Origin of the sequence: Methylophilus aquaticus (assembly GCF_030769565.1) — a bacterium.
GTDB classification, from domain to species: domain Bacteria; phylum Pseudomonadota; class Gammaproteobacteria; order Burkholderiales; family Methylophilaceae; genus Methylophilus; species Methylophilus aquaticus.
In genome coordinates, this window is record NZ_JAVCAP010000002.1 from 69,620 (window position 1) to 94,850 (window position 25,231).

Consider the following 25,231-nt stretch of genomic DNA (forward strand, 5'->3'; position numbering starts at 1 on the left):
GGCTCAGGGAACCTTTGTGCCTGTGCCTTTGCCGACGGACCAGCTTAATGCTGACATTCGTACATTTGGAGATGGAGACGTTTATGAGGGGAAAATGTCTGGGCCTGTGAACTACGAGGGCGTGCCTTTTGAAATGCGCACGAACGCGTCTGGAAACAATGTCATTTGGGCCACTTCAAACGGTGTGAATGCGCTTGGGCTGAGTACCTACAGCAAAACAGTCACTCTGAATACCAACAGTTATGGCACGCGATCTGTCTACACATTGATTAATACGGCTTATAGTTTTGCTGGTGCCAATGTAGGGTCTATTACCTTTTTGGCTAATGACGGTACTAGTTATTCCGTCAATCTGGTGATCGGCAACAATGTCAGAAATCACTACTATGGCATTGAGCCGTCTGCCAATTACGTCACAACCAACGTACTTGGCTCGAATCTTGGCGCCCACCTCGATATGCAACGTTTTGATTTGCCAGCGAGTTTTGCAACGAAACGATTAACTGGCATCAGGTTTACCACTACAGGCAGTGCGGTTATAGGGATTCCGTTTTTGGCAGGCGTTACCTTGGATGCGCAAGCAGATCTGATTGCCAAATATACTTTAGAGGAGCCTATTGCCTGGAGTGGTTTAAGCGGCGAACTTAAAGACAGTGCTGGCTTCACTGGGGGCCCCTTTAATGGCCGGGCGGTTGGTAGCTCGGTCCCTGTTCGAGGGTTGCTGACACCAGCACGCACCGGCGCTGCCAATGGTACATGTGCTTACGCCCAACTCAACGGCCCATCTAACAACGGCGGGGCATTTCAAATCAATAATTTACCCGTCACTACTTTTGCCTCTACACAAAACAGCATTACCTTCTGGATGTACTGGAATGGCACAAGTGGGGTTGTCCCTGCCGGGTGGAACGGCTATAACCTTGCGATCAAAAATAATATTTTCGGGTTTGACGCCGACGGTCTGGTGTATGGCGTTTCTACCAATGGATTGGCCAATGGCTGGCATCATATCTCGGCGGTATTTACCAATATTGATGTCACTTCGAATAAATTATATATCGATGGCGTGTTGCAAACTCTTTCACTTTCTGGCTCGCAAAAACTGGTTTCCTTTTTTAATCCGGATGCCATTTCTACCAATGTGACGCCGCCAAATACGTGGGGCACGGGAGCGCCCCCTGACGGCTGGTTTACTGATAACCCAAGCAGAGTGATTGAAGTGAACCCCCCTTCGGTATATGGCGCCACTGGCTCTACCTCACTCAATGTGATTGAGATTGAAGGGAGTCCTGGCGACTACAATTTGTATACGAACTTTACCCCTAACGCAGGTGAGAAGCTGACACTCAGTGTCGATTATGCTGGCCGATCAGGCTATATGAGCGGTACGGATTCAGCCATCGATATATACATTAACAATGCATTGTTAAGTCGTCTAAATACACGCTCCGCAGCGTTCCGAAACTTTACTTTTCCGCTTGGCTTTGCAACAGGGAGCCCTATTAAGCTTGAGTTTCGATCGGTGGATAAAAATAGCTATGGTGGTTTGATTACCAATATCCAGATTTTCCGCAATCGCGCCGTTGCCAGTTCTTCATTGGTGGTCGGCGGGACATCGGTAGATAACAGTAGTCGTTTTACTGGCAATATTGATGAGGTTAAAGTCTATAACGGCGCAGTCACGCAGGCGCAAGTGAATGCAGATTATGCGGAGACGCATCAGTGCTTGTTATTGCACCATGCTCGCCTGAATCATAGCGGAAACGGGTTAACCTGCGCGCCCACGCAAGTCACCGTTCAGGGCTGTATCGGGGACGACTCAAATGGCACCTGTTCGTCAAGCTTTGTCTCGTTTGCAGGAACGGTGGTTGCACAAAGCAATGGTGTGACAGTCGCCACTGCGGCTTTTGTGGTGCCTGCCGGATCAAGCTCAGCATTGGTTGAACTCGATGTGGCAAACCCGCAAACCTTGACGTTAGATGTGGTGAATTACAGTATTCCGCCCTATGGCAACCCGCAAACCACGTGCTGGGATTCCTCAACCAATACCGCCAGTTGCCAATATACCACCAGCGACGCCGGGTTCATCATCTCCAATGTAGCGAATGGACCGTCAGTGAATATAGCCAATCAGGAAGCGGGTGTGAATTCTAGCGTGTATGTTTTGCGGGCAGTAAAGAAAAACACAACAACCCGTGCTTGCGAAGCCGCGTTGAAGGGGAGTCAGGATATCAATTTTGGCTATGTATGTAACAACCCTACAACTTGTTCGGCAGGGAATCGGATGAAGATAGGCATAGTCTCACAGCAAGGCGCAATTATTGAGAGCAGCAATTTTTTTGCAGCAAACAACAATGCCAGTGGTTTTGCCAGTACATTACCTATCACGCTTAATTTTGATGATAATGGCAATGCTCCATTTTGGCTGAATTATTATGATGTTGGTCAGACAACATTGTTTATGCAAAAAACTTTACCTAACGGGGCACGGTTGGCTGGAAATAGTAATGCATTCGTCACCAAACCATTTTCTTTGATTGTTAATAGTAATTCTATTTTTAGCAGTGTTGGCAATATTGCCAATCCTGCTGCTGCTAACGCGGCGGGACCAAAGTTTATCAAGTCGGGCGAGTTGTTTAAAGCGACAGTTACCGCCTTTGCTGCAAACGGGGACCCTACCGCCAATTTTGGTAAGGAAATCATCCCTGAGGCCATCAGATTAAATGCATATCTTGAGGCGCCAGCGGGGGGGGCAGAAGGGGTGCTGAGCAATAATACAACTGCTTCTGTGAGCTTCAATAATGGTTCTGCGACCATAGATACGTTAAGCTGGAGTGAGGTTGGCATTCTCAGGCTCATTCCTGTGATGGCTGACGATGATTATATGGGCGCTGGTAAAGTTGTTGGGGTTGGTGCGTCTGGAAATATTGGCCGTTTTTATCCTGATCATTTCAATATTACTGCAGGCAGTAATACCTTAGGATGCAGCAACCAGTTCACTTATTTTGGTCAAGATGGTTTGTACACCGCTTTTACAATCACAGCCAAAAATAAAACAAATGGCACGACCCAGAATTACGCGGGTAATTATGCGGCTAATAGTTTTATGAAGTTCAATACAAGTGTACGTGACAGTTATCGTTTCACCACTAGCTCAGCCTTTACGCTGGACCCCAGTGCAACGCCGGCTTCCGGCAGTTGGACCGGTGGTGTCGGCTCGATAAGTGCCAAACATATTGTCAGAAAGCCACCAGCATCGGCGAAAGCTGCACCCACCAACATTACTTTCTTTACACAGCCTTTGGATGATGATGGTGTGACAACGACTTCACCAGTCACCATTGCAGCGGGCAGTCCTTTCCGTTATGGGCGGATGTTCCTGCAAAGTCAGCATGGCTCTGAACTGCTAAACTTACCAATGTTGCTTGAAGCACAATATTGGGATGGCAATGGGTATATCAGAAATGCGGCCGATAGTTGTTCGACAGTGCCCTTGTCGAGTATCGCTATGAAAAATTATCATGGCAATTTAAATGCCTGCGAGACAGGGTTGTCGGGTTCAGCAAGTTTGATCAATGGCATTCAAACGTTGCGACTGAGTGCGCCAGGCGTCACAGGTGGGATTCCAAACACCGGCAGTGTTGATCTGGAGGTGAATCTGAACGCGGCTATCGCAGGTGAAAAAGTGTGTTTGCCGACTGCCGAAGCGAACGCAACCAGTGCTGGTATGCCATGGTTAATCGATGGCAGTGCCGAACCTGCCGGGCGTGCCACTTTTGGACGAAGCCGGATGCCGGTCATTTACATGCGTGAAGCGTTTTAGTGTTGCTGATGATTAAATAATCGCATCAATATAGTAAACAAGACCTCACAAGCCTATTTTTTTATGGATATGAATCTCAATGACGCGGATTAAAATTCATATTAAATCAGTGTATTTTGAAGATGGGTCATTAATGGCCGTTTGTCGCGGGACGATAGGGCCTGTGGTGGTTTAATAGGTGGTTGTATTAAGTGTATACGAGTGCGTCATATTACCTCTCGAAGGAAGGCCGTCATTGCATGAAATGGTTAAAGAAAAACAATAACAAAGGCCGGATTGGGCTTGGCTTTACTGATAAGTTTGTGAGTGTGGTCGTAATCTCTGCAGCCGCCCAAAGCAAGCCGAGAGTGACGTTGGCCAAAGTGTTACAAACCAGTTTACTCAAAGGCGCGGAGTTAAAGCAATTAGTCACACAGGCTGCGTTGAAATCCTTGCCATGCAATGTTGTACTGAGTGCCGAGCAGTACCAGATACTGCAGGTTGATAAACCCAATATGCCCGAAAATGAGATTAAGTCCTCTCTCAAATGGAAAGTCAAAGAGTTGATTGAGTATCAGGTTGAGCATGCGTCTGTCGATGGCATTGATATCCCTGGCGACCCCGAGAGCCCTAATCGTTTGCCGCTGATGTTTGCCATTTGCGCGCGCAATAATCACTTGGCAGAGGTGAGCAATGCGGTGCTTGACGCAGGCTTAAACCTGAAGTCAATTGATGTCTATGCGATGGCGCAACGCAACGTTGCAGCATTGCTTGAGCACGAGCAACGTGCAATCGCCATGGTCAGTATTCTTGAGCGTGGCTTTTTAATTACCTTTTCAGCCAAAGGCGAGCTTTACCATACCCGGTTTATTGAGCTCGACAAAAGCTTTCTGAGAAATCTGGATGACGAGTTGTTTTCAAATAACTTTGATCGGCTTGTGCTGGAGCTGCAGCGGTCTTTGGATAGCTTTGATCGGCAGTTTCCATTTTTGTCTATCAACAAATTATTAGTCACGCCTGATTCCGGTGCCCTGAGACTGGTGGAGGGGCTGAAGAAAAGTCTCTATGTGCCGGTCGACAGTTTTAACTTGACCGACATTGTCGATTTTCCGGAAGGGCAGGACTTCAGTGGCTTGGAACTTCAAAGTATGCTGATGCCAGCGCTTGGTGCAGCTTTGCGTATTGAAAGTGTCTTATGAGCCAGCAGATTAATTTATTTAATCCCGGCCTAGTGAAGGTCAAGGATCAGCTTTCGCTACGCAATGTCGGACTGATTTATGTGACTATTTTTACACTATTGAGTCTTTATCAATCTCACCTGGAGTCAGGCCTTGCCGAGGCCAATGCCGAGTATGAGAAAGTGCATACAGAGCTGACTGCTACACAGAAAACGCTTGATCAGTTATCTGACACATTTAAACCGCCCGCTAACTCGCAAGAGGATGAAAAATTGCTCAGTAAGCTGCAGCAGAGCTACAAGAATCAATCCAATATTATTGAAATATTTAAACTGACGCAATCCGGTGAGCAAGCACATGTTGCAGATTATTTGCGTGGTCTTGCGCATCGTCCCGTTGAGAATGTGTGGCTGACAGGGATGAAGCTGGAACCTTTCAAGAAAAACGTCACCTTGCGAGGCAATAGTTTAAGTGCCGATCTTGTCCCTGCGTATATGCAAGCTCTTGGTAAAGAGCCTGTTTTCAGCGGTCAGCTCTTTGATGGCCTTAAGCTGAAAGAGGTAGATGTGCCAGTGAGTCCTTCGCTGGCGACGCCTTCTGCCTCGACAACAGAAGCAAACAAGCGTCCGCCGGCAACTGAGCCTGCGTCCAAAGTGGCAGGGAATGCTCACAATAAATTGATTGAGTTTGAAATGACGGGGTTTGATGCGAACTCTGAACCCCGACACGAAACAGAAAAAATGGGCGCCACAACCGTTGATCATGCAGTCAATCAAGGGGGGGCAAAATGAGTGTGTTGCAAGACTATCAGAACAAATGGTCCGTGATGTCCAAACGTGAGCGCTGGATGCTATTTGGGACCGGCTTGCTTGGAATCATAGGGCTTTATGATACTTTTATCTTGGAACCTCTTCGCCAGCAGAGCGCTGTGATGACGAATGACCAGGTAAAAATGCAGGAAGATATTGCAAAAACAAAAGTGCTGATTGCAACAGCCTCAACGCAAGCCTCAGTGGTCAAGTCTCCCGTCCAGTTGGAGATTGAACGTTTAACTCAGGCGATCATAGAGCAAAGAAATGGTTTGGTTGATGTCGCCAACATCATGGTGGGTGCTGGCGAGATGTTGCCGCTGTTGAAAAATATGTTGAAAAAGCATGACAATATTCAACTGGTGAAGTTTGAATCACTGCCGCCTCAGAGTTTTGTCAAAAATCATCTTCAGCAGGCTGAGGCAGTGGCTGAGGCGGCTCAGAGTGCTTCTGACATGTCAGGTCTGGATGATATTTATCAGCACACGATTTCATTAACCATCAAGGGTAGTTATCTTGCGGTCTTGAATTACGCTGAAGATCTAAAATCCCAGCACGAGAAAGTGGCTTGGGAAACCGCGGAATTGAAAGCAGACTTTCCTGTGGTTGAGCTGACAATCCACCTGTATACCTTGAGTATGCAAAAAGCCTGGTTGGGGATTTAATCCATGCCACATTTGACATCACGTTGTTACATAAAAGCGTTTTTGACGGTGTGCGTCTTCATCGCACCCATGGCGTCGGCGTTTTCAGAAATACTGAATGATCCGACCAGACCGCCTGAAAGTATTATCAAGATGCTGCCGGAGGCGATGAGTGAGCAAGACACTACACTTACGCTTTCGGCCGTTAAAGTGGATGGTAAGCGCAGTTTTGCCATTATCAATGGAAAGCTGGTGCGTTTGGGCGAAAAACTCGATAACTACACCCTAGTCGCTGTAAATGGTAAGCAGGCTGTGTTGGTGAATAAAGAGCGCAATAAATTAAAGTTAACCCTCGATGTGGTTGATTATAAAAATGCCACGATAAAGCCGGTGAAGAAGTAATGTTGTTGAATGTGAGGCAGGATTGCGGGATAAAATTTCTGCTTGTAACTACAGCTGTAATGCGGTCAACTGCCTGGCAGTGAGACCTTAAAATAAAAGAGAGCAAGTCCATGAAAAATAACACTTATCTGTTAGTAGTCGCAGGCCTGATGGCATGCTTAACAAGCTGTTCCGAGATGGTCACCAAGCCTGCTTATCCCACTGTGAAGCCAAAAATGCATGAGGCTTTGCGCGAGAGTATGGACAATATGAAAGGTAAAACATTGCCGGTGCCTAAAGAGGTCACGGATGAAATGTTACAGCCATTAAAGATTGAAGCGCCCAAATCGATCACCAAAAAAATGGAGCCTCGTTTTGATCTGGTGGTGACCAAAGCCTCTACCAGTCAGGTATTGGTGGGTATTGTCAGCGGTACGCCTTATAGCATGGTGCTCAGTCCAGAGTTGACGGGCGAAATCACAGTCAATCTAAAAGATGTGACCTTGTTTGAAGCCTTGAATGCGCTGCGGGAACTGTATGGACTGGAATATCGTATGCAGGGCAGGCAGATTTATGTAGAGCCGCAAACATTACAAACGCGCGTGTTTCAGGTGAATTATATTGCTGGCCATCGTAAAGGTGAGTCTGGTACTAAAGTTTCTTCTGGTAGCCTGAGTATGCCCAATAACGCAAGTGGTTCCAGTGCCTCATCAGCCACAGGTGGCACCCCCCTTGCGGGCAGTACGGGCAATAATACACAGCAGAGCTTCGCCTCAACGGTAAGCACGTCAACAGATACCGATTTTTGGGCCGAGATGGAAATTTCACTTGGTAGTATTGTGGGCAACGCAACCGGACGCAGTGTGATTGTAAATAAACAGTCCGGGCTGATTATGGTAAAAGCGCTGCCTAAAGAAATTAGGCAAGTTGAAAAGTATTTGAGTCTGATGCAGGTGACGATTGATCGACAAGTGATTCTTGAAGCAAAAATCCTGCGCGTGCAACTGAATAAAGGCTCACAGCAAGGTGTGAATTGGGCGGCGTTCCGCACATTTGGCAACACCGATTTTACTTTTGGTAATGTATCGGGCAATACTAGCCTTGGCACGACAGGTACGAATACCAATGGTGTATTGAGTGCCACGCCCAATTCTCTGGCAAACACTAACTTATCTAACAGCAGTTTGGCATACACAGGTGCCACTGCTATTGGCAGCTCTATGTTCGCATTGGCCGTGCAAGGGTCCAAGTTTTCTGCATTGCTTAACTTTCTTGAAACGCAAGGCAATGTTGAGGTGTTATCCAGTCCACGCATTTCCACCTTGAACAATCAAAAAGCGGTGCTCAAGGTGGGTACGGACGAGTTGTTTGTGACCAATGTGAGCAACAACACCACTGCGACCACAGCGGGGACGACTTCCTTCCCGCAAGTGACATTGCAACCTTATTTTTCCGGAATTTCACTAGATGTTACCCCGCAAATTGACCGTGATGACAATATCATCTTGCATATCCACCCACTTGTGAGTAGCGTAGTGAGTGTGAACAAGCAAATCAGCCTGGGCGCAACTTCAAACTTTAATATCCCGGTGCCCTCTTCAACCATTAATGAAACGGACAGTATTGTGCGTACACGGGATGGCAATGTGATTGCGATTGGTGGTTTGATGACAGAATCTGTTTCAAACGCCCGCTCCAAAGTGCCGCTGCTGGGCGATGTCAAATTCCTGGGCAATCTCTTCCGTCAAAAAGAAGAAGGTTCTGTGAAGTCGGAGTTGGTTATTTTGCTGAAATCAACCGTGGTTAAAGGCGGCGATAACTGGGCTGAGGATATGCTGAATACTCAGCAACACCTCGAAAGTATCAATAGTCGGGAATTTTAGGGTTTATTCGCATGTATTTGCAACATTTCGGCTTGAAAGAATATCCGTTCTCTATCACGCCGGATACCAGCTTTTATTATGCAACACGTAGCCTGCAAGAGGCATTGAATACTTTGCTGGTGGCCATTGATTCTGGCGAAGGGTTTGTGAAAATCACTGGCGAAGTGGGTACCGGTAAAACTTTATTGTGTCGCCGCTTGCTCAGGGCGCTTGAGCCTGTGTGCAAGGTAGCTTATATCCCTAATCCTTATCTGGATCCACATGCGTTGCTGATGACGCTGGCGACCGATTTTGGCGTCGCTTTCAAGCCCGATTACACGCATCATGACATGCTGGATGCACTCAATCGCAAATTGCTGACCTATGCCGAGCAGGGGCAGCGTGTCATTGTGTGTCTGGACGAAGTGCAGGCGATGCCGTTGGAAACGCTGGAGGCCTTGCGTTTGCTGGGCAATCTCGAGACCGAAAAACGCAAATTGTTGCAGGTGGTAATTTTTGGTCAGCCCGAGCTTGAGGAGCGACTCAACCACTCTTCCATTCGACAGTTGAGGCAGCGCATCAGTTTTGAATATCGTTTAAAAGGTTTGCAATGGTCGGAGCTGGGATTTTACCTCAACCACCGTATGCATGTCGCAGGCTATCAGGGGGGGATGGTGTTTACTGCCGCCAGCATGCGTTTGCTTTATCGGTATGCCAACGGTATTCCCAGACTGCTGAATATTCTCTCACATAAATCCTTATTGTCTGCGTATGGCCGCGGCCAGCATGCCGTGACTGTGGTGGATGCCAAAGCAGCGATTTTGGATACGCAAGCCAGCGTCAAAGCGCAACATCGCAGTTTGCGTCATGGTTTCCGCTGGTGGCTGGGTGTGCATGCTGCCATGGCCGCCATCGGGCGCTGAGTATGTGGGCCTTTTATTGCGGAGCGATGGTGTGAGTTTAATTAATCAGGTGCTACAGGATGTTGAAAAGCGCCAGGCGGGCGATGCGCACGCAAGCTGGGCGGGACAGGTGCGTCCTGTGTTGCAGGTGTCGGCAGCCGATACGGGACGAAACTGGTTGAAGTACTCGCTCTGGCTATTATTGCTGGTAGGCATGGGCTATTTAATCGTGCATACCCGTACTGACTGGTTGCAGTGGCTTATCCGCTGGAATGCTCCTGAGCAACGCTCGTCGCCAATCGCTGCGTTGCCTGGCGTCAATATGAAGGGTGCATCTCCCCAGGCAGCGCCTGCAGGCGCTGTCAATCCGCCCGCGCAGTCCGTCCATCTGTGGGACGGTTTGGCCAGAAGCTTATCCGGCAACTGGCAAAGCGAGTCGCAGCCGTTAGCGAAGACGTTGCCTAAGGTTGCCACCGCTACGGCAGATGCGTTGCTCTCGCCTAAAAAAATATCCCAGAACACACAAGATGTTTCATCCGCAGGGGATGCTGCCGAAGTGCCAGCGGCTAGCGAACCAGTGCTTAAAGGCGTCAAACCCGAGGCCATCACCATGGTTGCGTCCAAAGTGACCGGCCAAACTGGCGGTCAAGTGGATAAAGGTTCAGTGAATAAACAAGTCAAGCCCGATCAGGAAGTGAATGTACTGATTCAGCAGGCGGTAGATCAAGAGCAGAAAGGGCGCAGCAGTGAAGCGCTGGCTTTGTTGCGGCAGGCCGTGGCGGCCTATCCGCAGTCTGAAGATGCGCGGCAGCTACTTGCCAGCTATTTGTTTGAAGCAAAACAGGATGCCGAGGCCGTTGCTTTATTGCGCGTCGGCCTCAAAAGCTATCCGGAGCAACGTAGCTTGCGAAAATCCCTGGCCAAATGGCAGTTGTCACATGGTCAGCCTGAGGCTGTGCTTGAAACCCTCAAGCCCATGCTGCAAGAGGCTGCCCCAGATGCAGAATTGAACTGGATGCTGGCGATGGCAAACCAGCAAAGCGGCCAGCATGGGCAGGCATTGCCCTATTTTGAGCGTGCAATTACTTTGCAACCTGGCCACGCACAATGGTATGTGGCCTATGCGCTCTCATTACGCGCCGCAGGCCAGGCAAATCAGGCCTTGCAGCAACTGCAAATGGCGCAGAACTTGCCGCTCAGTGAGCGCATGTCAGAGTTTGTGACTCAACAGATCAGGCAGCTCAGTGGCGGTCGTGCTGAAATGCAATAACGCGCTCAATTAACCTTGATTGCTTAATCAATCGCCTCTTTTAATGTACGCGCCAGTACCAGCGCGGTCACCTGTCGTGCGCCTGCACGTTTAATGGTTTTCGCCAAGGCATGCATGCTGGCGCCGGTGGTCATCACATCATCCACAATCAATACATGTTTGCCCTGCCAGTTTTTTTCCGTCGCAAACGCGCTGCGCAAACTAAGGATACGGGTCTTCAGGTCCAGCCTGGCTTGGGTGGGGGTGTCTGTCAGTCTGCTGCAGCCATCAGTGATCAGCGGGATCTTCCATTCTGACTGAATGACTTTGGCGATTTCCAGTGCGTGATTAAATCCACGTTGCTGTAGTCGATGCGCATGCATGGGCATCGCAATCATGCTGTCCGGCAAGACTGCTGGAGGCTCTGTTGCCTGCAGCAATAATCCGGATAACAGCGCCCCAGCTGCCAGATCTTGCTGGTATTTAAACTGATGCAACAATCGATTGAGCGGAAACGCATAACGCAAGCTGGCAAGTGTATGGTCAAAAGCCGGGGCATGTTGCAGGCATATGCCGCAGTAGGCATTGTTGCCTGTGGGGAGCGCGCATTGCGGACAACGTGCGGATCGATACCAGGGCAGGTCAGCGTGGCAGGCATGGCACAGTGATATTGATATATGTGCTGTCTGCGTGTGTGTGGACGACCGGCCGCCACATAGCATACAGGGCAGCGCCGCCTGCCAAACCCGCTTCAAACTACTAAAGTGCATGCATTGATTAAGAAATAAGCAGTTGTAAAATTTATTCACGATAGTTTTTAAACAACTTATAATGCCATCCGTCGATTACGCAATTTTCACTTGATAGAAACCATTATGGAACAACACAATTCTACACAGGCCTCCGGCAACGAAATCCACACTTCGGTGATTAATGTTGATGGCTTGAAGGCGTCTGCAAGCTGCCACGCGACGGTTGAGCGCTGGCAGGTAGAGGACATCATGGCACTGTTTGCCTTACCTTTCAATGATTTGATGCACCGTGCGCAAAGCGTACATCGCGAGTACTTTGATCCGAATGCCGTACAGGTCAGCACCCTGCTCTCAATTAAAACCGGTGGATGTTCGGAAGACTGTGGCTACTGCCCGCAAGCGGCGCGTTATCATACCGAGGTTGAAAACGAGCCCTTGATGCAGTTGGATGAGGTTTTGGCCGCCGCCAAAGCTGCCAAGGAAAGTGGTGCCAGCCGTTTTTGCATGGGTGCGGCCTGGCGTGGACCTAAACAAAGAGATCTGGAGCCGGTGCTGAAAATGATTTCGGAAGTGAAAGCCATGGGGCTTGAAACCTGTGCCACTCTGGGGATGCTCAAGGATGGTCAGGCCGAACAACTGAAAGAAGCTGGTCTGGATTATTACAACCACAATCTGGATACCGCCCCGGAATTTTATGGCGATGTGATTTCTACCCGTACCTATCAGGACAGGCTGGATACACTGGATCGCGTGCGCAGTGTCGATATCAATGTCTGTTGCGGCGGCATTATCGGCATGGGCGAAAGCCGTGCCCAGCGCGCCGGATTGCTGGCGCAACTGGCCAATATGGAACAGCCGCCCGAGAGCGTTCCCATCAACCTGCTAACGCAAGTCGAGGGTACGCCGCTGCATGGCACTGAAGCACTGGATCCGCTGGAGTTTGTGCGTACCATCGCAGCGGCGCGCATTACCATGCCGCAGAGTTTTGTCCGCTTGTCAGCTGGCCGTCAAAGCATGGGTGACGCGATACAGGCCTTGTGTTTTCTGGCAGGTGCCAACAGTATCTTCTACGGTGAAAAGTTGCTGACCACCGGCAACCCGGAAGCCGAGGCGGATAATGCCTTGTTTGCCAAGCTGGGATTAAAAAAGATCTAGGACAAGCCATCATGCTGGATTATTTACAGGCCGATCTCGACAAGCGCCAAACGCAGGGGCTGATGCGCCAGCGCCGCTTGCTGGATTCACCACAAGCTGAACATATCACTGCCAATGGCCAGCCATTTTTGTCTTTTTGCAGCAATGACTACCTGGGGCTGGCCAATGACCCTGCGCTGGTGCGTGCTTTGCAGCATGCGGCTGCTGAGGCAGGTGTGGGCAGCGGTGCCTCTAATCTGATTACCGGTCACCACCGTTACCATGACCAGTTGGAGCAGGCGCTGGCGGCCTTTGTAGGCAAGCCGGCGGCCCTGCTGTTTTCAACCGGGTATATGGCGAATATTGGCGTCATCAGTGCCTTGATGGGCCGTGACGATGCGGTGTTTTCGGATAAGCTTAATCATGCCTGTTTGAATGATGGGGCGTTTTTATCGCGCGCCAGCCATCATCGCTTTCCACATAACGATGTAGTCGCACTGGAAAAATTGTTACAAGCCAGTACCGCACGCCATAAACTGATTGCGGCGGATGCCGTGTTCAGCATGGATGGCGACATCGCGCCGCTGGCTGCCTATCTGGCCTTGTGCGAGCGTTATGATGCCTACCTGTATGTGGATGATGCCCATGGTTTTGGCGTGTTGGGGCCACAGGGACGTGGTTCCTTGCAACATCTGGACTTGCAGTCACCGCGCCTGATCATGATGGGCACGCTGGGTAAAGCGGCGGGTGTGGCCGGGGCCTTTGTTGCCGGTGAAAGAATCGTGATTGATTACCTGATTCAATCGGCCAACAGTTATATCTATACCACACCAGCGCCACCGCCGCTGTCAGCAGCCTTGCTTGCTTCACTGCATGAAATTGAGTATGGCGATGCGCGTAGAGCGCAATTGTTTGCCATGATTGCTTTGCTCAAGGCTGAGCTGAAACTGACACGCTGGCAGTTATGGCCGTCTGAAACAGCCATCCAACCCCTGATAGTCGGTGATAACCATGAAGCGCTGGCGCTGAGTCAGTATCTGCAGGCGCAGGGCATTCTGGTGCCTGCCATTCGCCCACCGACGGTGCCTGTGGGCACTTCACGGTTACGTATTTCACTTTCTGCTGCGCATAGCATGGATGATGTGCGTAAACTGGTTAGTGTGTTGCATGCGGCAGAAGCCGCAGTGCCAGCCGGGATAGCGCAATGAATTGCTATGTAGAAATCATGGGTCAGGGTCAGCCGTTGGTATTGCTGCATGGTTGGGGCATGAACAGCGCTGTCTGGCAATGTGTTACCAAACGCTTGGCTGCAAATTATCGATTGTATCTGGTGGATTTGCCTGGCATGGGTCAAAGCAAACCAGTTTACCCTTATCACTTGCATAGCTTGGCGGATGCCGTTGCTGAAGTCATTCCTGGTGTCTCTACCATTATGGGCTGGTCAATGGGGGGGCTGGTGGCACAGCAGATTGCCCTTAACCAGCCAGACCGCGTTGAAAAGCTGATTCTGGTTGGCACCAATCCTTGTTTTGTGACAAAACCTGGTTGGGCACATGGCATTCCAGCCAAGTATTTTGAGCAGTTTAATGAGCGGTTTGCCCAAGATTTTAACGCGACACTGCTTAACTTTCTAACGCTACAGTGCATGCATGCCAAAGATACCCGTAGTACAGTGCGGCAACTACGTGCTGCATTTGCCGCTAAACACACACCCTCTCAGGATGCGCTGAATCAGGCACTACAGATCTTATTGCAAACGGATTTGCGCGAAGAAGTTGCTCGCGTGCTTCAGCCGACGCTGATTGTACATGGTGACCGAGACACTTTGGCCCCTCTGGGGGCTGCACACTGGTTGGTCATGCATTTGCATCGAGCGCGTTTACGCGTCATGGCGGGTGCCGCCCATGCACCTTTTCTCTCGCATGCAGATGCGTTTTGTGACAGCGTAGAAGAGTTTATGGCTGAAAATGCCCCGCTACGCACGGGTGACCGTTAATGCACGATGCATACTGGATAGACAAGGCACGTGTGCGGCAATCATTTCACCGTGCATCCAAATCGTATGATGCAGCTGCCATTTTGCAGCGTCAGGTGCGAGAGGAAATGCTGGCACGTTTGGAAGTGGTCAAGTTACAACCTGATCGCATACTGGATGCCGGATGTGGCACAGGCCATGGCTTGCAGGCTTTATTGCAAAAATTTAAAGGGGCGCATGGCGTCGCGCTGGATATTGCTGAAGGCATGCTGGAGCGGGCTCAAACCTTGTTCCCACGTTATCGCTTCTGGCAAACGCGTCCACAATTTCTGTGTGGAGATATTGAAGCATTGCCACTGGCGACTGCCAGTGTTGATATGGTGTGGTCTAACCTAGCGGTGCAGTGGTGCAATGATCTGGATGCCGCCTTGCAAGAGTTTCGCCGTGTATTGCGCCCTAACGGATTATTGATGTTTGCTACTTTTGGACCAGATACGCTCAGGGAATTGCGTGCTGCGGGTGGTCAACAACACACCCATGTCAGTCGTTTTATTGATATGCATGATATCGGTGATGCACTGACCCGCGCAGGATTTACTGCGCCTGTGCTTGATGTCATGCATTACACGCTGACTTACGACTCGGTGGAGTCAGTGATGCGCGACCTAAAGACCATCGGTGCGCACAATGCGACTGCCGGGCGTGCACGCGGTCTGCTCGGCAAGGGTTTTTTACAACAATTACGAGAGGGCTATGAAGTCTTTCGCCAGCAAGGCAAACTGCCAGCCACTTATGAGGTTGTATTTGTGCATGCTTGGGTGGGCAATCAGCCTTACGCTGCCCCTGGCAGCAGTTCAGTACAATTTGTACCACGAAAGTCAGCTTCTACGGTGTAAGAAGAGATGACCGATTTGCCACGTCACTTTTTTGTTACAGGCACGGATACCGGTGTTGGTAAAACCACGGTGACGGTACATTTAATGCAGAGGCTGGTTGCACAAGGCTTGTCTGTGATTGGGATGAAACCAGTGGCTTCCGGCTGCGAATGGATAGACGGTGTTTGGCAAAATGAAGATGTGAGGCATTTAACTGCAGCCGCCAATGTTGCCGCTCCACCAGAGATCATCAACCCTTATTGCTTTGCACCGCATATTGCACCGCATATTGCAGCTGCGCAAGCAGGGGTCGAAATTGAGTTTAAAGTGATTCAAAATGCCTACGTGCAGTTGAAAACATTGGCGGACGTGGTGATTGTAGAAGGTGCGGGTGGGCTGCTGGTTCCGCTGAGCCCCGCGCAACACACAATGGTTGATTTAATCCAGAGCTTGCGCATGCCTGCCCTGATGGTGGTAGGCATGCGCCTCGGCTGTATTAACCATGCACTGCTCACGGCTCACATGCTCAAGCAACGAGGAATTCCTTTATGCGGCTGGGTGGCTAATTACATCGATCCGCAGATGTCTATGCCACAAGAAAACTTGCAGACACTGATCACTTATTTGCAACAACCGCCCTTGTTGGAAGTGCCTTTTCAAGAATCGCTTGCCTAAATGGAACAGTCATTATTCACCCGGATAGCATTACATGCATCAGTGCCGTTGGTCACCCGCATCTTGATTTTCCTGAATATGCTGGTGTTTGTGCTTATGTTACTGGGCGGGGCAGGTTTTTGGCATTCTCCCAATACAGTACAACTTGTTTGGGGTGCGAATTTTGCGCCAGCCACCGCAGACGGTCAGTGGTGGCGTTTGGGCTCAGCTATGTTTTTGCATTTTGGGGCATTGCATCTGGGCATGAACATGCTGGCCTTGTGGGATGGTGGAAAACTGGTTGAACGTATGTTTGGCGCCTACCGTTTTCTCGTTATTTATTTGATCAGTGGGGTGGTTGGCAACTTGCTCTCGCTGGTGATACAAGGAAATGATGCGGTTTCAGGCGGCGCTTCTGGGGCTGTTTTTGGTATTTATGGTGCGCTGATGGTGTATGTCTGGTTTGCCAGGCACCAGATGCAACAAGTTGAGTTTCGCTGGTTATTTTTGGGAGCACTAGCGTTCTCGGCACTGACAATTGCCATGGGGTATATCGTCCCCGGGATTGATAACTCTGCGCATATTGGAGGCTTTGCTACCGGTATTGTCGTGGCCGTAATGCTTCTTCCTGCGACGGTTACGTCGCATCAAGCGTTACGCCATGAATTGCACTGGGTGCAATGGATAGCAGGCGCGGCATGGGTGATCGCAACTTTTTGGATGCTGGCCCATTTACCAACCCCTAAATATCGATGGCAACAGGAGCTTGCCATTCAAAAACAAGTACAAAAACTCAGTTTGGTTGATCAGCAGGCCCAGCGTAAGTGGCAAAGAATAGTGCTCGAAGGCCAGGAAGGGAATGTGAGCTTTGATGACATGGCTTCGCAAATTGACGCACAGGTGGCAACCCCTTATGAAGAAAGTTTTGAAAAGCTGTCCTCTTTGTCTGATGACCCGAAACTACCTTCTGCCGCTTTGCTGGAACAAGCCAAAGCCTATGCCCTAAAACGTAGTGAGGCAAGCAAGGCTGCCGCAGAACGGTTGCGCAATATTCCTTTTATGCCTGAAAAGCCAGGCTCATGATGTGGGGTAATGTGCGATTGTGGATGCGTTGATTTTATACGTGATGGTATTTTACAGCGCTTGGGTGTGAGATCGCTCATGTATTAAGTGTTAGATAGTTTCTTTCTCTGGGCTAGGCGTATCAATATATTTGCTTCTGCACTGCCATCATTTTCCTGCATCAACGTCATGGCTTTGGCGTGTCCGTTTTGTCCCCATTGTGATCTGGTTTTTGCACTACTCATACGCATTTCTGCAAATAGCGCGTTGAAATCAGCTTGTTGATACGGAGCGCTACATACAATGCCCGCGTTGGCTTCTTGGACGTAATGCGCATATCCACAGGTCTCTGTGACCAACATGGGCGTATCGCTGGCCATTCCTTCCAGAATCACCAGCCCAGTGTTTTCGCGCCTTGCTGGATGAATGCAAACATCCGCACCTTGCATCAACTGTGGAATATCTGGACGTCCTTTAGAGATTACCACATGCTCTGTTACCCCTAGTTGTTTGGACAGCCGTTCAAAGTCGCGCGGATTATCTTGTCCGACCGCAATCAGGCGTGTGTTGCGTCGTTGCTCATAAGGAAGGGCTGCAAGCGCTATGATGGCACGGTCCAAGCCTTTCATATGAAACCCTGAACCTGTGAGCAGAAATACGAAATCTTCCGCGTCGAAATGAAATGACTGGCGCAGATGTGCTCGCATCTCGGTCTTGTCATGCAGTTGCAAGCGCTCTGAAGAAAGGAATGGTGGAATATAGTGGAAGCGCCCATCTTGGGTTGCATACCAGTGCTGGAAGTGCGGTTTTTCAGTCAATGATACAGCCAGAATTTCAGTCGCAGAGTTGGCATCGAAAACAGCTTTCTCACATGCAGTAAACCAGCGGTAGCGCGGCAGAAGGCGATACCAGAAGCTGCGCTGTGTATGTGCTCTTTCAATAAAACATGGATCGGCCGCAAAGTGAGCATCCAATCCTTGCATGCGGTTGTAGCCAAAAATGTAATCGAAATTGTTTTGGGTGATATGCTCAAAAGCAGCATGAATGAATTTTTGATAGCGCTGATAGTTGAGCCATCCTGTTTGCGGCATGACATGTACCGCTATGTCAACAGGAGAGTCACCTTGCCAGCGCATGGTAAATATCTCTACTTGGTGCCCCTGTTTTACCAAATGTTGCGCCGTACGCAACATATCACGCTGCATGCCGCCGAAAGGAAAGTATTTAAAAATAAGGAATGCGAATTTCAAAGCTGGCACCTTGCGTCTACTTGATAAATGGATCTTGAATGAAAGCTTAAAATAAATGCGCATTGTAGTCTGTTTGCATCTAAGTTGCGAAGAGGCTTTGTCGTCAGATGGTTTGGGCTGTCTCCACAGTTGTTGAGCACTTTGTAGGGAGGTGATGACCTGCCCCCAAAAACCATACCATTTTTAAGTTAGCAAAGTCCGTTAAAAATCATTTTGCATGCCTTAATTTCTGGGCGTAAATTGCTGGCGGAATCCTGCCACAACTACTGTGAGGTCGAACTTCATTGTAGTCCTGTCGCCACAGCGCAATTGTCTTTCTCGCTTGTGCGAGTGTCTCAAACCATTGCTCGTTTAAACACTCATCACGGAATTTACCATTGAACGATTCAATGTAGGCATTCTGCGTGGGTTTACCTGGCTGAATCAATAAATGCTCAATCCCATGGGTATGCATCCAAGCCATGAATGCCCGACTGGTGAATTCCGGTCCACCATCTGTTCTAATCGCTTTGGGAAATCCTCTGAACCTGGCCGCCTGTTCCAATACTCTGGTCACGTACAGTCCGCCAATGCCGTGGTCTACTGCAATATCAACACACTCATGTGTCTTGTCATCTGCAATTGTTAGACATTTAAGCTTTCTGCCATTGGCCAGACTGTCCATGACAAAGTCAATACTCCATACCTGATTAGGGGCATCAGGCACCAGCAATTCAGCACGTTCAGTGACAGGACGCTTTGCTTTCTTACGGCGCTTAACCCTGAGTTTTTGCTCTGTATACAAGCGATAAATACGCTTGTGATTGACTGTAACGCCTTGGAATCGCAGTAGGTCGTGAATACGTCGATAACCAAAGCGGCGACGCTGATGAGCAATTACCTTGATACGCTCACGTAACTCAGCTGTTTGATGCGAATCCTGTGGCGTTTCACGCCAGCTGGATCTGGATAACCCCACTAAACGACAAGCACGCCGTTCTGACAGCATCTGAGCATCCAGAATGCGCTGTATGCCGTCACGTTTCGCTTGTGGGGTTAGCGCTTTACCCCAAAAGCAACCTTGAGTGCTGCCATATCCAGATGTGCTTCTGCCAGCAATTTCTTAAGCTCCGAGTTCTCTCGCTCAAGTGCTCTGAGCCGTTGCGCCTCAGTCGCCTCCATGCCGCCAAACTTGGCACGCCACTTATAGAACGTAGCATCACTGAAGCCACCTCGACGACAAATGTCAGTCACTGGTGCGCCAGCTTCTGCTTCCTTCAAAAAACCAATAATTTGCTCTTCGGTAAATCTGCTCTTCTTCATTACATCCACTCCATTGAGTGGACTTTACTAACTTTTAATTGGTAGGGCAAACGGGGAGCAGGTCAGTGACCGCAAACTTTTCCAATATGTTTATCCACTCCGAGCGCGCAGAAGAACGCAAAGAAGCCGGTGACAAGCAGGTTTTGTATGCGAAAATAGCGCCCATGAAACGTATTCTTCTGGTTAAAACCACCTCTATGGGGGATGTCATCCATGCGCTGCCTGTTGTTGAGGATATCCTGCAATATTTTCCCGATGCGCAGATTGACTGGCTGGTTGAGGAGAGTTTTGCAGATATTCCGCGTTTGCATCCGCAGGTTAAACAAGTGTTTACAGTAGCGGTAAGGCGCTGGCGCAAACACTGGTGGCGCTGCCAGACCTGGCGTGAAATTGCTACAGTGAGGCAAGCTGTCTCTGCCCAGTCCTATGACGCGGTGCTTGATTTGCAAGGATTGCTCAAAAGTGCAGTCATGGCTTGTTGGGCGCGTGGTCCGCGCCATGGCTATGACGCACGGTCTATCCGTGAACCTCTGGCTAGTCGCTGTTATCAGCATGCTTACCCAATTGCCTATCATCAGCATGCCGTAACAAGGATGCGCACGCTTGCCGCCATGGCGCTAGGGTATGCAGTGCCGCAGGATCGCCCGAATTATGGTCTTTCCAAACAACATGAGTGCTCTAAAAGAACTGCCTTTCTCGCGTTTCACGCCACCAGCCGTGACAGCAAGTTATGGCCAGAAAACCATTGGGTTGCGCTTGGTCAGCACTATGCGGCACAAGGTCTGCAGATGTGGTTGCCATGGGCTAGTGCCAGTGAACAGGTCAGGGCGCATCGTATCGCTGTTCAGGTGCCGCATGCTGTTGTGTTACCTAAACTATCATTGCAACAACTGGCCAATGAAATCCCGCAAGTCTGTTTTGCCGTAGGCGTGGACACCGGCCTCTCTCATCTGGCTGCTGCATTGGATGTGCCAGTGGTGGCGATTTATACGGATACTGATCCCGCATTTACCGGGGTGGCAGGTGGTCGTGTTGCAGTTGCAGTCAATATTGGTGGCAAAGGGCAGGTGCCTGCGGTCACCACGGTGCTGACACAACTCCGCGCAATTTGAGTTGCACCGCCGATGCTAGCGTTTAAAAAGTGACTTTAGGGCGCCTCTACTCATTCATGTTGCCCAGCAAGCCTTGGCGCGATTAAAAAATTTAGATGCCGCATATAGAGGATATGTAAGGAGAAATTTTTTATGCGTAACGAAGTATCGCAACGGAATTTGAATGATTAGAGGTGCCTTCTAAAGATTTCCAGTCGAGTTGCCCCTGTCGTTAAATAAAAATCCATAGTTAATCAAGTGTTACCCTTGAAATAAACAGGGATATCCCCAACATTGTGAAATATTGAGATGAAATTTTTTATTAAACCTTCTCAGGTAGAACAGTGTTGAATTAAAGGGGAGCCCCATGCAAGAACCAAATACACCTTCCGAGGTGACAGCAAACGAGACCGCAGTGAACGACGGTAAAGTGAATGATGGTACAGAAGCCACTGGTGTTGGTGCAAACGAAGCACGCATAGCCGAACTGGAGGCCGCGCTGGAAGAAGCCAAAGCACAAGTCCTGTATGTGAAGGCCGAGGGGGAGAACATCCGCCGCCGCGCCATGGATGATATCGATAAAGCGCGCAAGTTTGCGCTGGAGAAATTCAGCGGCGAGTTGCTGGCAGTCAAGGATAGTCTGGATGCGGCACTGGTGGTAGAGAGTGCCGATGTAAACAGCTATAAAAGTGGTGTCGAACTGACCTCAAAACAATTGCTCAGCGTGTTTGAAAAATTCAATATTGCTGAAATCAATCCTGTTGGCGAGAAGTTTGATCCAAACAAACATCAGGCGATCAGTATGGTGCCTGCTGAAGGTGAACCCAATACGGTCTTAAGTGTATTGCAAAAAGGGTACGCCTTGAATGAGCGTGTATTGCGTCCGGCACTGGTAACCGTGATTCAAGCCCAATAAACCCATATTAAGATCAGGGACTTGAAATCTGCTCAGGCATCCCAATTATTAGAACATCGGTATTGAGATTAACGAATTTAAGGAAATAACAACATGGCTAAAATTATTGGCATTGATTTGGGGACGACCAACTCCTGCGTCGCAGTGATGGAAGGCGGCAAACCTCGCGTGATTGAAAACGCTGAAGGTGCGCGCACCACCCCATCCATTATCGCTTATCAGGAAGATGGTGAAATTCTGGTTGGCGCGCCTGCAAAACGTCAGGCAGTGACTAACCCCAAGAATACTTTGTTTGCGGTCAAGCGTTTAATTGGCCGTCGCTTTGATGAAAAAGAAGTGCAAAAAGACATCGATCTGATGCCTTATACCATTGCCAAAGCCGATAACGGCGATGCCTGGGTAGAGGTGCGTGGCAATAAACAGGCGCCACCACAGATTTCTGCCGAAGTCTTGCGCAAAATGAAAAAAACCGCCGAAGACTATCTGGGCGAAGAAGTGACCGAGGCCGTGATCACAGTACCGGCTTACTTTAACGACAGCCAACGTCAGGCAACCAAAGATGCAGGCCGTATTGCTGGTCTGGATGTAAAACGTATCATCAACGAACCTACCGCAGCGGCGCTGGCCTTTGGGATGGACAAGCAGGAAGGTGATCGCAAGATTGCTGTCTACGACTTGGGTGGCGGTACCTTTGATATTTCGATTATCGAAATTACCGAAATTGATGGCGAGCACCAGTTTGAAGTATTGTCTACCAACGGTGATACTTTCCTCGGTGGTGAAGACTTCGATAACCGTATCATCGACTTCTTGGCTGATGAGTTCAAGAAAGAAAACGGTCTGGACCTGCGCAACGACTTGCTGGCTAAACAGCGTCTGAAAGAAGCCGCTGAGAAAGCCAAAATTGAGTTGTCAGGTGCGCAACAAACCGAAGTGAACCTGCCTTACATTACGGCAGATGCCACCGGACCTAAACACTTGGTGGTGAAAATCACTCGCGCTAAACTGGAATCTCTGGTTGAAGAGTTGATCGAGCGCACCATTGCGCCTTGCAAAACTGCATTGAAAGATGCCGGAGTGTCTCCTTCAGACATTTCTGATGTGATTCTGGTCGGTGGTCAAAGCCGCATGCCAAAAGTGCAAGAAAAAGTGAAAGAGATTTTTGGCAAGGAACCACGTAAAGACGTGAACCCGGATGAAGCCGTGGCCGTGGGTGCTGCGATTCAGGGTGGTGTGTTGAAGGGCGACGTGAAAGACGTCTTGCTGCTGGACGTGACACCGTTGTCGCTGGGGATTGAGACCCTGGGCAGCGTGATGACCAAGCTGATCAAGAAAAACACCACGATTCCGACCAAGGCATCGCAAGTGTTTTCAACAGCCGAAGACAACCAGAATGCGGTGACCATTCACGTGTTGCAAGGTGAGCGTGAAATGGCGTCTGGCAACAAGAGCCTGGGGCAGTTTAACCTGAGCGACATTCCACCATCCCCACGTGGCATGCCGCAAATTGAAGTGACATTCGATATCGATGCCAACGGTATTTTGCACGTGTCTGCCAAAGATAAAGCCACCGGCAAAGAGAACAAAATCACCATCAAGGCCAACTCCGGTTTGTCTGAAGAAGAAATTCAGCGCATGGAAGAAGATGCGGCTAAATATGCTGACGAAGACAAAAAACTGCGTGAACTGGTGGATGCCCGCAACCAGGCTGACAGCGTGTTGCACAGTGTGAAGAAGTCGCTGGCTGAACATGGCGACAAGATTGAGGCTGAGGAAAAAGCCAAGATTGAAGACGCGATTAAAGAGCTGGAGGCGGTAGCCAAGGATGGCGATGATAAAGAAGTCATCGAAGCCAAAACCAATGCCTTGATGGAAGCTTCACAAAAATTGGGTGAGAAGGTTTACGCTGAACAACAGGCGCAGGCTAACACTGAGAGCGCACAGCAGCCTGAAGGTGAAAAGACGGTTGAAGGCGATGTAGTGGATGCCGAGTTTGAAGAAGTGAAAAAAGACTAATCGTGACAGGGTGTGGGTGCTGTGCGCCTACACTGATTCTTGATGCTGGCAAACACACCTCGCTGATAACGGGTGTGTTTGTCTATATGGCGCATGCGCTTAAACGGAAGAATTATGGCAGCTGCAAAAAAAGATTACTATGAAGTGTTGGGTGTGAATCGCGATGCCAGTGATGAGGAAATTAAAAAGTCCTTTAAAAAGCTGGCGATGAAGTTTCACCCGGACCGTAACCCTGATAACCCCAAAGCCGAAGAAAGTTTTAAAGAGGCTAAAGAAGCTTATGAAATATTGAGTGACGAGGAAAAGCGTGCAGCGTATGACCAGTATGGTCATGCTGGCGTGGATCCAAGCATGGGCGGCGGTAATGGTTTTGGCGGCTTTAATGGTGGCGGCTTTAGTGATGCTTTTGGTGATATTTTCGGTGATATTTTCGGCGGTAGCCGAGGAGGTCAACGTTCAAATGTCTATCGTGGTGCTGACTTGCGCTACAACCTTGAAATTACGCTGGAAGAAGCTGCCCGAGGCGCCGAGACCAAGATTCGGATTCCGGTACAAACGGCATGCGAAACCTGTCATGGCTCTGGTGCACGTCCTGGCACTTCGCCTGTTACGTGTACCACCTGTAACGGACACGGTCAGGTGCGTATGCAGCAGGGGTTCTTCTCGGTACAGCAAACGTGTCCAAAGTGCCATGGCACCGGGAAAATGGTCAAAGACCCTTGTCCAACCTGCCATGGTAATGGTCGTGTCAAACAAAACAAAACGCTTAACGTTAAAATTCCTGCAGGGGTAGATGAGGGTGATCGTATTCGTCTGAGTGGTGAGGGTGAAGCCGGTGTGAATGGCGGTCCTACAGGTGACCTCTACGTAGTTGTGCATTTAAAAGAGCATTCAATTTTTCAGCGAGATGGAGCCAATTTGCATTGCGAAATGCCAATCAGTTTTAGTACTGCGGCATTGGGGGGGGAAATAGAAGTACCAACGCTGGATGGTGCTGCGAAAATGAAAATTCCTGCCGAGACCCAAACTGGTGGCGTATTCCGGTTGCGTGGTAAAGGCATCAAGCCATTGCGCTCAAACGAGTACGGCGACTTGATGGTGCATGTAGTGGTAGAAACACCGGTTAAACTGACTGAAAAGCAGAAAGACTTGTTGCGCGAGTTTGAGAGCAGTACGCAGGCCGATGCTGGAAAACACAGTCCGAAAAACAAAAGCTGGGTAGACAAGGCCCGTGATTTTTTTAGCTAGCCGCTGATTTTCTAACCAGTTTTGGTCGCATTCGTTGATTCAGGGTATGGTGGCCAGTCTGGTTATCGTACCCTGTTCCAATCACTTGCATGGAGATAAGTAATTGTTTTTATTAAAGTTACAATTTGA

At 49.4% G+C, this 25,231-nt stretch carries 21 protein-coding genes; 18 read left to right on the forward strand and 3 right to left on the reverse strand.

The features are described 5' to 3' along the window. Nucleotides 1–94 precede the first annotated feature (94 nt). The 8 genes from Q9291_RS02160 to Q9291_RS02195 all read left to right on the forward strand — a co-directional run bounded on the left by Q9291_RS02160 (nt 95) and on the right by Q9291_RS02195 (nt 10,848). A complete protein-coding gene (locus Q9291_RS02160; protein WP_306388347.1) occupies nt 95–3,823 on the forward strand; it encodes a DUF6701 domain-containing protein in 3,729 nt (1,242 codons plus the stop codon). 239 nt (nt 3,824–4,062) lie between these two features. Next, on the forward strand, nt 4,063–5,001 hold the full coding sequence (locus Q9291_RS02165; RefSeq protein ID WP_306388348.1) for a hypothetical protein: 939 nt from the start codon (nt 4,063–4,065) through the stop codon (nt 4,999–5,001). Then, nucleotides 4,998–5,771 (forward strand): PilN domain-containing protein, encoded by a 774-nt coding sequence (locus tag Q9291_RS02170; RefSeq protein ID WP_306388349.1) that lies wholly within the window; start codon nt 4,998–5,000, stop codon nt 5,769–5,771. The genes Q9291_RS02165 and Q9291_RS02170 overlap by 4 nt, the downstream gene beginning before the upstream one ends. Further along, nucleotides 5,768–6,454: a hypothetical protein gene (locus Q9291_RS02175; protein WP_306388350.1), complete on the forward strand. Its 687-nt coding sequence runs from the start codon at nt 5,768–5,770 to the stop codon at nt 6,452–6,454. Before Q9291_RS02170 ends, Q9291_RS02175 begins: the two co-directional genes overlap by 4 nt. A gap of 69 nt (nt 6,455–6,523) precedes the next feature. Next, on the forward strand, nt 6,524–6,835 hold the full coding sequence (locus tag Q9291_RS02180) for a hypothetical protein (RefSeq protein WP_306388351.1): 312 nt from the start codon (nt 6,524–6,526) through the stop codon (nt 6,833–6,835). 110 nt (nt 6,836–6,945) lie between these two features. Next, a complete protein-coding gene (gene mshL, locus Q9291_RS02185) occupies nt 6,946–8,697 on the forward strand; it encodes a pilus (MSHA type) biogenesis protein MshL (RefSeq protein ID WP_306388352.1) in 1,752 nt (583 codons plus the stop codon). Between the two features lie 11 nt (nt 8,698–8,708). Beyond that, on the forward strand, nt 8,709–9,599 hold the full coding sequence (locus Q9291_RS02190; protein ID WP_306388353.1) for an ExeA family protein: 891 nt from the start codon (nt 8,709–8,711) through the stop codon (nt 9,597–9,599). A 31-nt stretch (nt 9,600–9,630) separates the two neighbouring features. Continuing rightward, nucleotides 9,631–10,848, forward strand: a complete 1,218-nt coding sequence (locus Q9291_RS02195; protein WP_306388354.1) for a tetratricopeptide repeat protein — start codon at nt 9,631–9,633, stop codon at nt 10,846–10,848. Between the two features lie 23 nt (nt 10,849–10,871). Here the strand turns inward: Q9291_RS02195 and Q9291_RS02200 are convergent, their stop codons facing one another. Beyond that, complete coding sequence (locus Q9291_RS02200) at nt 10,872–11,354, reverse strand: ComF family protein (protein ID WP_306388355.1); 483 nt, start codon at nt 11,352–11,354, stop codon at nt 10,872–10,874. Nucleotides 11,355–11,702: 348 nt separating this feature from the next. Here Q9291_RS02200 and bioB point away from each other — a divergent pair, with 348 nt between their 5' ends. From bioB to Q9291_RS02230, 6 genes are read left to right on the forward strand one after another with little or no spacing between them, the layout of a single operon-like run. Beyond that, a complete protein-coding gene (bioB, locus tag Q9291_RS02205; RefSeq protein ID WP_306388356.1) occupies nt 11,703–12,734 on the forward strand; it encodes a biotin synthase BioB in 1,032 nt (343 codons plus the stop codon). 11 nt (nt 12,735–12,745) lie between these two features. Next, nucleotides 12,746–13,921, forward strand: a complete 1,176-nt coding sequence (gene bioF / locus Q9291_RS02210; protein ID WP_306388357.1) for an 8-amino-7-oxononanoate synthase — start codon at nt 12,746–12,748, stop codon at nt 13,919–13,921. Continuing rightward, nucleotides 13,918–14,709 (forward strand): pimeloyl-ACP methyl ester esterase BioH, encoded by a 792-nt coding sequence (gene bioH / locus Q9291_RS02215; RefSeq protein ID WP_306388358.1) that lies wholly within the window; start codon nt 13,918–13,920, stop codon nt 14,707–14,709. Before bioF ends, bioH begins: the two co-directional genes overlap by 4 nt. Next, nucleotides 14,709–15,584, forward strand: coding sequence for a malonyl-ACP O-methyltransferase BioC (gene bioC, locus Q9291_RS02220; protein ID WP_306388359.1), 876 nt, complete (start codon nt 14,709–14,711; stop codon nt 15,582–15,584). Before bioH ends, bioC begins: the two co-directional genes overlap by 1 nt. 6 nt (nt 15,585–15,590) lie before the next feature. Next, nucleotides 15,591–16,238, forward strand: a complete 648-nt coding sequence (gene bioD, locus Q9291_RS02225) for a dethiobiotin synthase (protein WP_306388360.1) — start codon at nt 15,591–15,593, stop codon at nt 16,236–16,238. Beyond that, nucleotides 16,239–17,300, forward strand: a complete 1,062-nt coding sequence (locus Q9291_RS02230; RefSeq protein WP_306388361.1) for a rhomboid family intramembrane serine protease — start codon at nt 16,239–16,241, stop codon at nt 17,298–17,300. It abuts the gene before it with no gap. An 83-nt stretch (nt 17,301–17,383) separates the two neighbouring features. Here the strand turns inward: Q9291_RS02230 and Q9291_RS02235 are convergent, their stop codons facing one another. Together Q9291_RS02235 and Q9291_RS02240 are read right to left on the reverse strand one after the other, a co-directional pair. Then, nucleotides 17,384–18,592 (reverse strand): glycosyltransferase family 4 protein, encoded by a 1,209-nt coding sequence (locus Q9291_RS02235; protein ID WP_306388362.1) that lies wholly within the window; start codon nt 18,590–18,592, stop codon nt 17,384–17,386. A 145-nt stretch (nt 18,593–18,737) separates the two neighbouring features. Then, nucleotides 18,738–19,831, reverse strand: a protein-coding gene (locus Q9291_RS02240; RefSeq protein ID WP_370530723.1) for an IS3 family transposase whose coding sequence is annotated in 2 segments (ribosomal slippage) — nt 18,738–19,576 and nt 19,576–19,831 — 1,095 coding nt in all. Because the reading frame shifts where the segments join, the coding sequence is not laid out codon by codon here. Between the two features lie 164 nt (nt 19,832–19,995). Between Q9291_RS02240 and waaC the strand changes: the two genes are divergently transcribed. From waaC to dnaJ, 4 genes are all read left to right on the forward strand, one after another. Continuing rightward, nucleotides 19,996–20,943, forward strand: coding sequence for a lipopolysaccharide heptosyltransferase I (gene waaC, locus Q9291_RS02245; RefSeq protein WP_306388487.1), 948 nt, complete (start codon nt 19,996–19,998; stop codon nt 20,941–20,943). 346 nt (nt 20,944–21,289) lie between these two features. Beyond that, nucleotides 21,290–21,838 (forward strand): nucleotide exchange factor GrpE, encoded by a 549-nt coding sequence (gene grpE / locus Q9291_RS02250; protein WP_306388365.1) that lies wholly within the window; start codon nt 21,290–21,292, stop codon nt 21,836–21,838. A gap of 93 nt (nt 21,839–21,931) precedes the next feature. Continuing rightward, entirely contained in the window at nt 21,932–23,854 is a 1,923-nt protein-coding gene (dnaK, locus tag Q9291_RS02255) for a molecular chaperone DnaK (protein ID WP_306388366.1), read from the forward strand. 114 nt (nt 23,855–23,968) lie between these two features. Next, nucleotides 23,969–25,102, forward strand: coding sequence for a molecular chaperone DnaJ (gene dnaJ, locus Q9291_RS02260; RefSeq protein WP_306388367.1), 1,134 nt, complete (start codon nt 23,969–23,971; stop codon nt 25,100–25,102). Nucleotides 25,103–25,231 lie beyond the last annotated feature (129 nt).

Bases quoted from the DNA above. Each gene is read 5' to 3' on its own strand.
- Q9291_RS02160 (WP_306388347.1), top strand. From the start codon at position 95: ATGTCTGGGCCTGTGAACTACGAGGGCGTGCCTTTTGAAATGCGCACG.
- Q9291_RS02165 (WP_306388348.1), top strand. From the start codon at position 4,063: ATGAAATGGTTAAAGAAAAACAATAACAAAGGCCGGATTGGGCTTGGC.
- Q9291_RS02170 (WP_306388349.1), top strand. From the start codon at position 4,998: ATGAGCCAGCAGATTAATTTATTTAATCCCGGCCTAGTGAAGGTCAAG.
- Q9291_RS02175 (WP_306388350.1), top strand. From the start codon at position 5,768: ATGAGTGTGTTGCAAGACTATCAGAACAAATGGTCCGTGATGTCCAAA.
- Q9291_RS02180 (WP_306388351.1), top strand. From the start codon at position 6,524: ATGGCGTCGGCGTTTTCAGAAATACTGAATGATCCGACCAGACCGCCT.
- mshL (WP_306388352.1), top strand. From the start codon at position 6,946: ATGAAAAATAACACTTATCTGTTAGTAGTCGCAGGCCTGATGGCATGC.
- Q9291_RS02190 (WP_306388353.1), top strand. From the start codon at position 8,709: ATGTATTTGCAACATTTCGGCTTGAAAGAATATCCGTTCTCTATCACG.
- bioB (WP_306388356.1), top strand. From the start codon at position 11,703: ATGGAACAACACAATTCTACACAGGCCTCCGGCAACGAAATCCACACT.
- bioF (WP_306388357.1), top strand. From the start codon at position 12,746: ATGCTGGATTATTTACAGGCCGATCTCGACAAGCGCCAAACGCAGGGG.
- bioH (WP_306388358.1), top strand. From the start codon at position 13,918: ATGAATTGCTATGTAGAAATCATGGGTCAGGGTCAGCCGTTGGTATTG.
- bioC (WP_306388359.1), top strand. From the start codon at position 14,709: ATGCACGATGCATACTGGATAGACAAGGCACGTGTGCGGCAATCATTT.
- bioD (WP_306388360.1), top strand. From the start codon at position 15,591: ATGACCGATTTGCCACGTCACTTTTTTGTTACAGGCACGGATACCGGT.
- Q9291_RS02230 (WP_306388361.1), top strand. From the start codon at position 16,239: ATGGAACAGTCATTATTCACCCGGATAGCATTACATGCATCAGTGCCG.
- Q9291_RS02235 (WP_306388362.1), bottom strand. From the start codon at position 18,592: ATGCGCATTTATTTTAAGCTTTCATTCAAGATCCATTTATCAAGTAGA.
- waaC (WP_306388487.1), top strand. From the start codon at position 19,996: ATGAAACGTATTCTTCTGGTTAAAACCACCTCTATGGGGGATGTCATC.
- grpE (WP_306388365.1), top strand. From the start codon at position 21,290: ATGCAAGAACCAAATACACCTTCCGAGGTGACAGCAAACGAGACCGCA.
- dnaK (WP_306388366.1), top strand. From the start codon at position 21,932: ATGGCTAAAATTATTGGCATTGATTTGGGGACGACCAACTCCTGCGTC.
- dnaJ (WP_306388367.1), top strand. From the start codon at position 23,969: ATGGCAGCTGCAAAAAAAGATTACTATGAAGTGTTGGGTGTGAATCGC.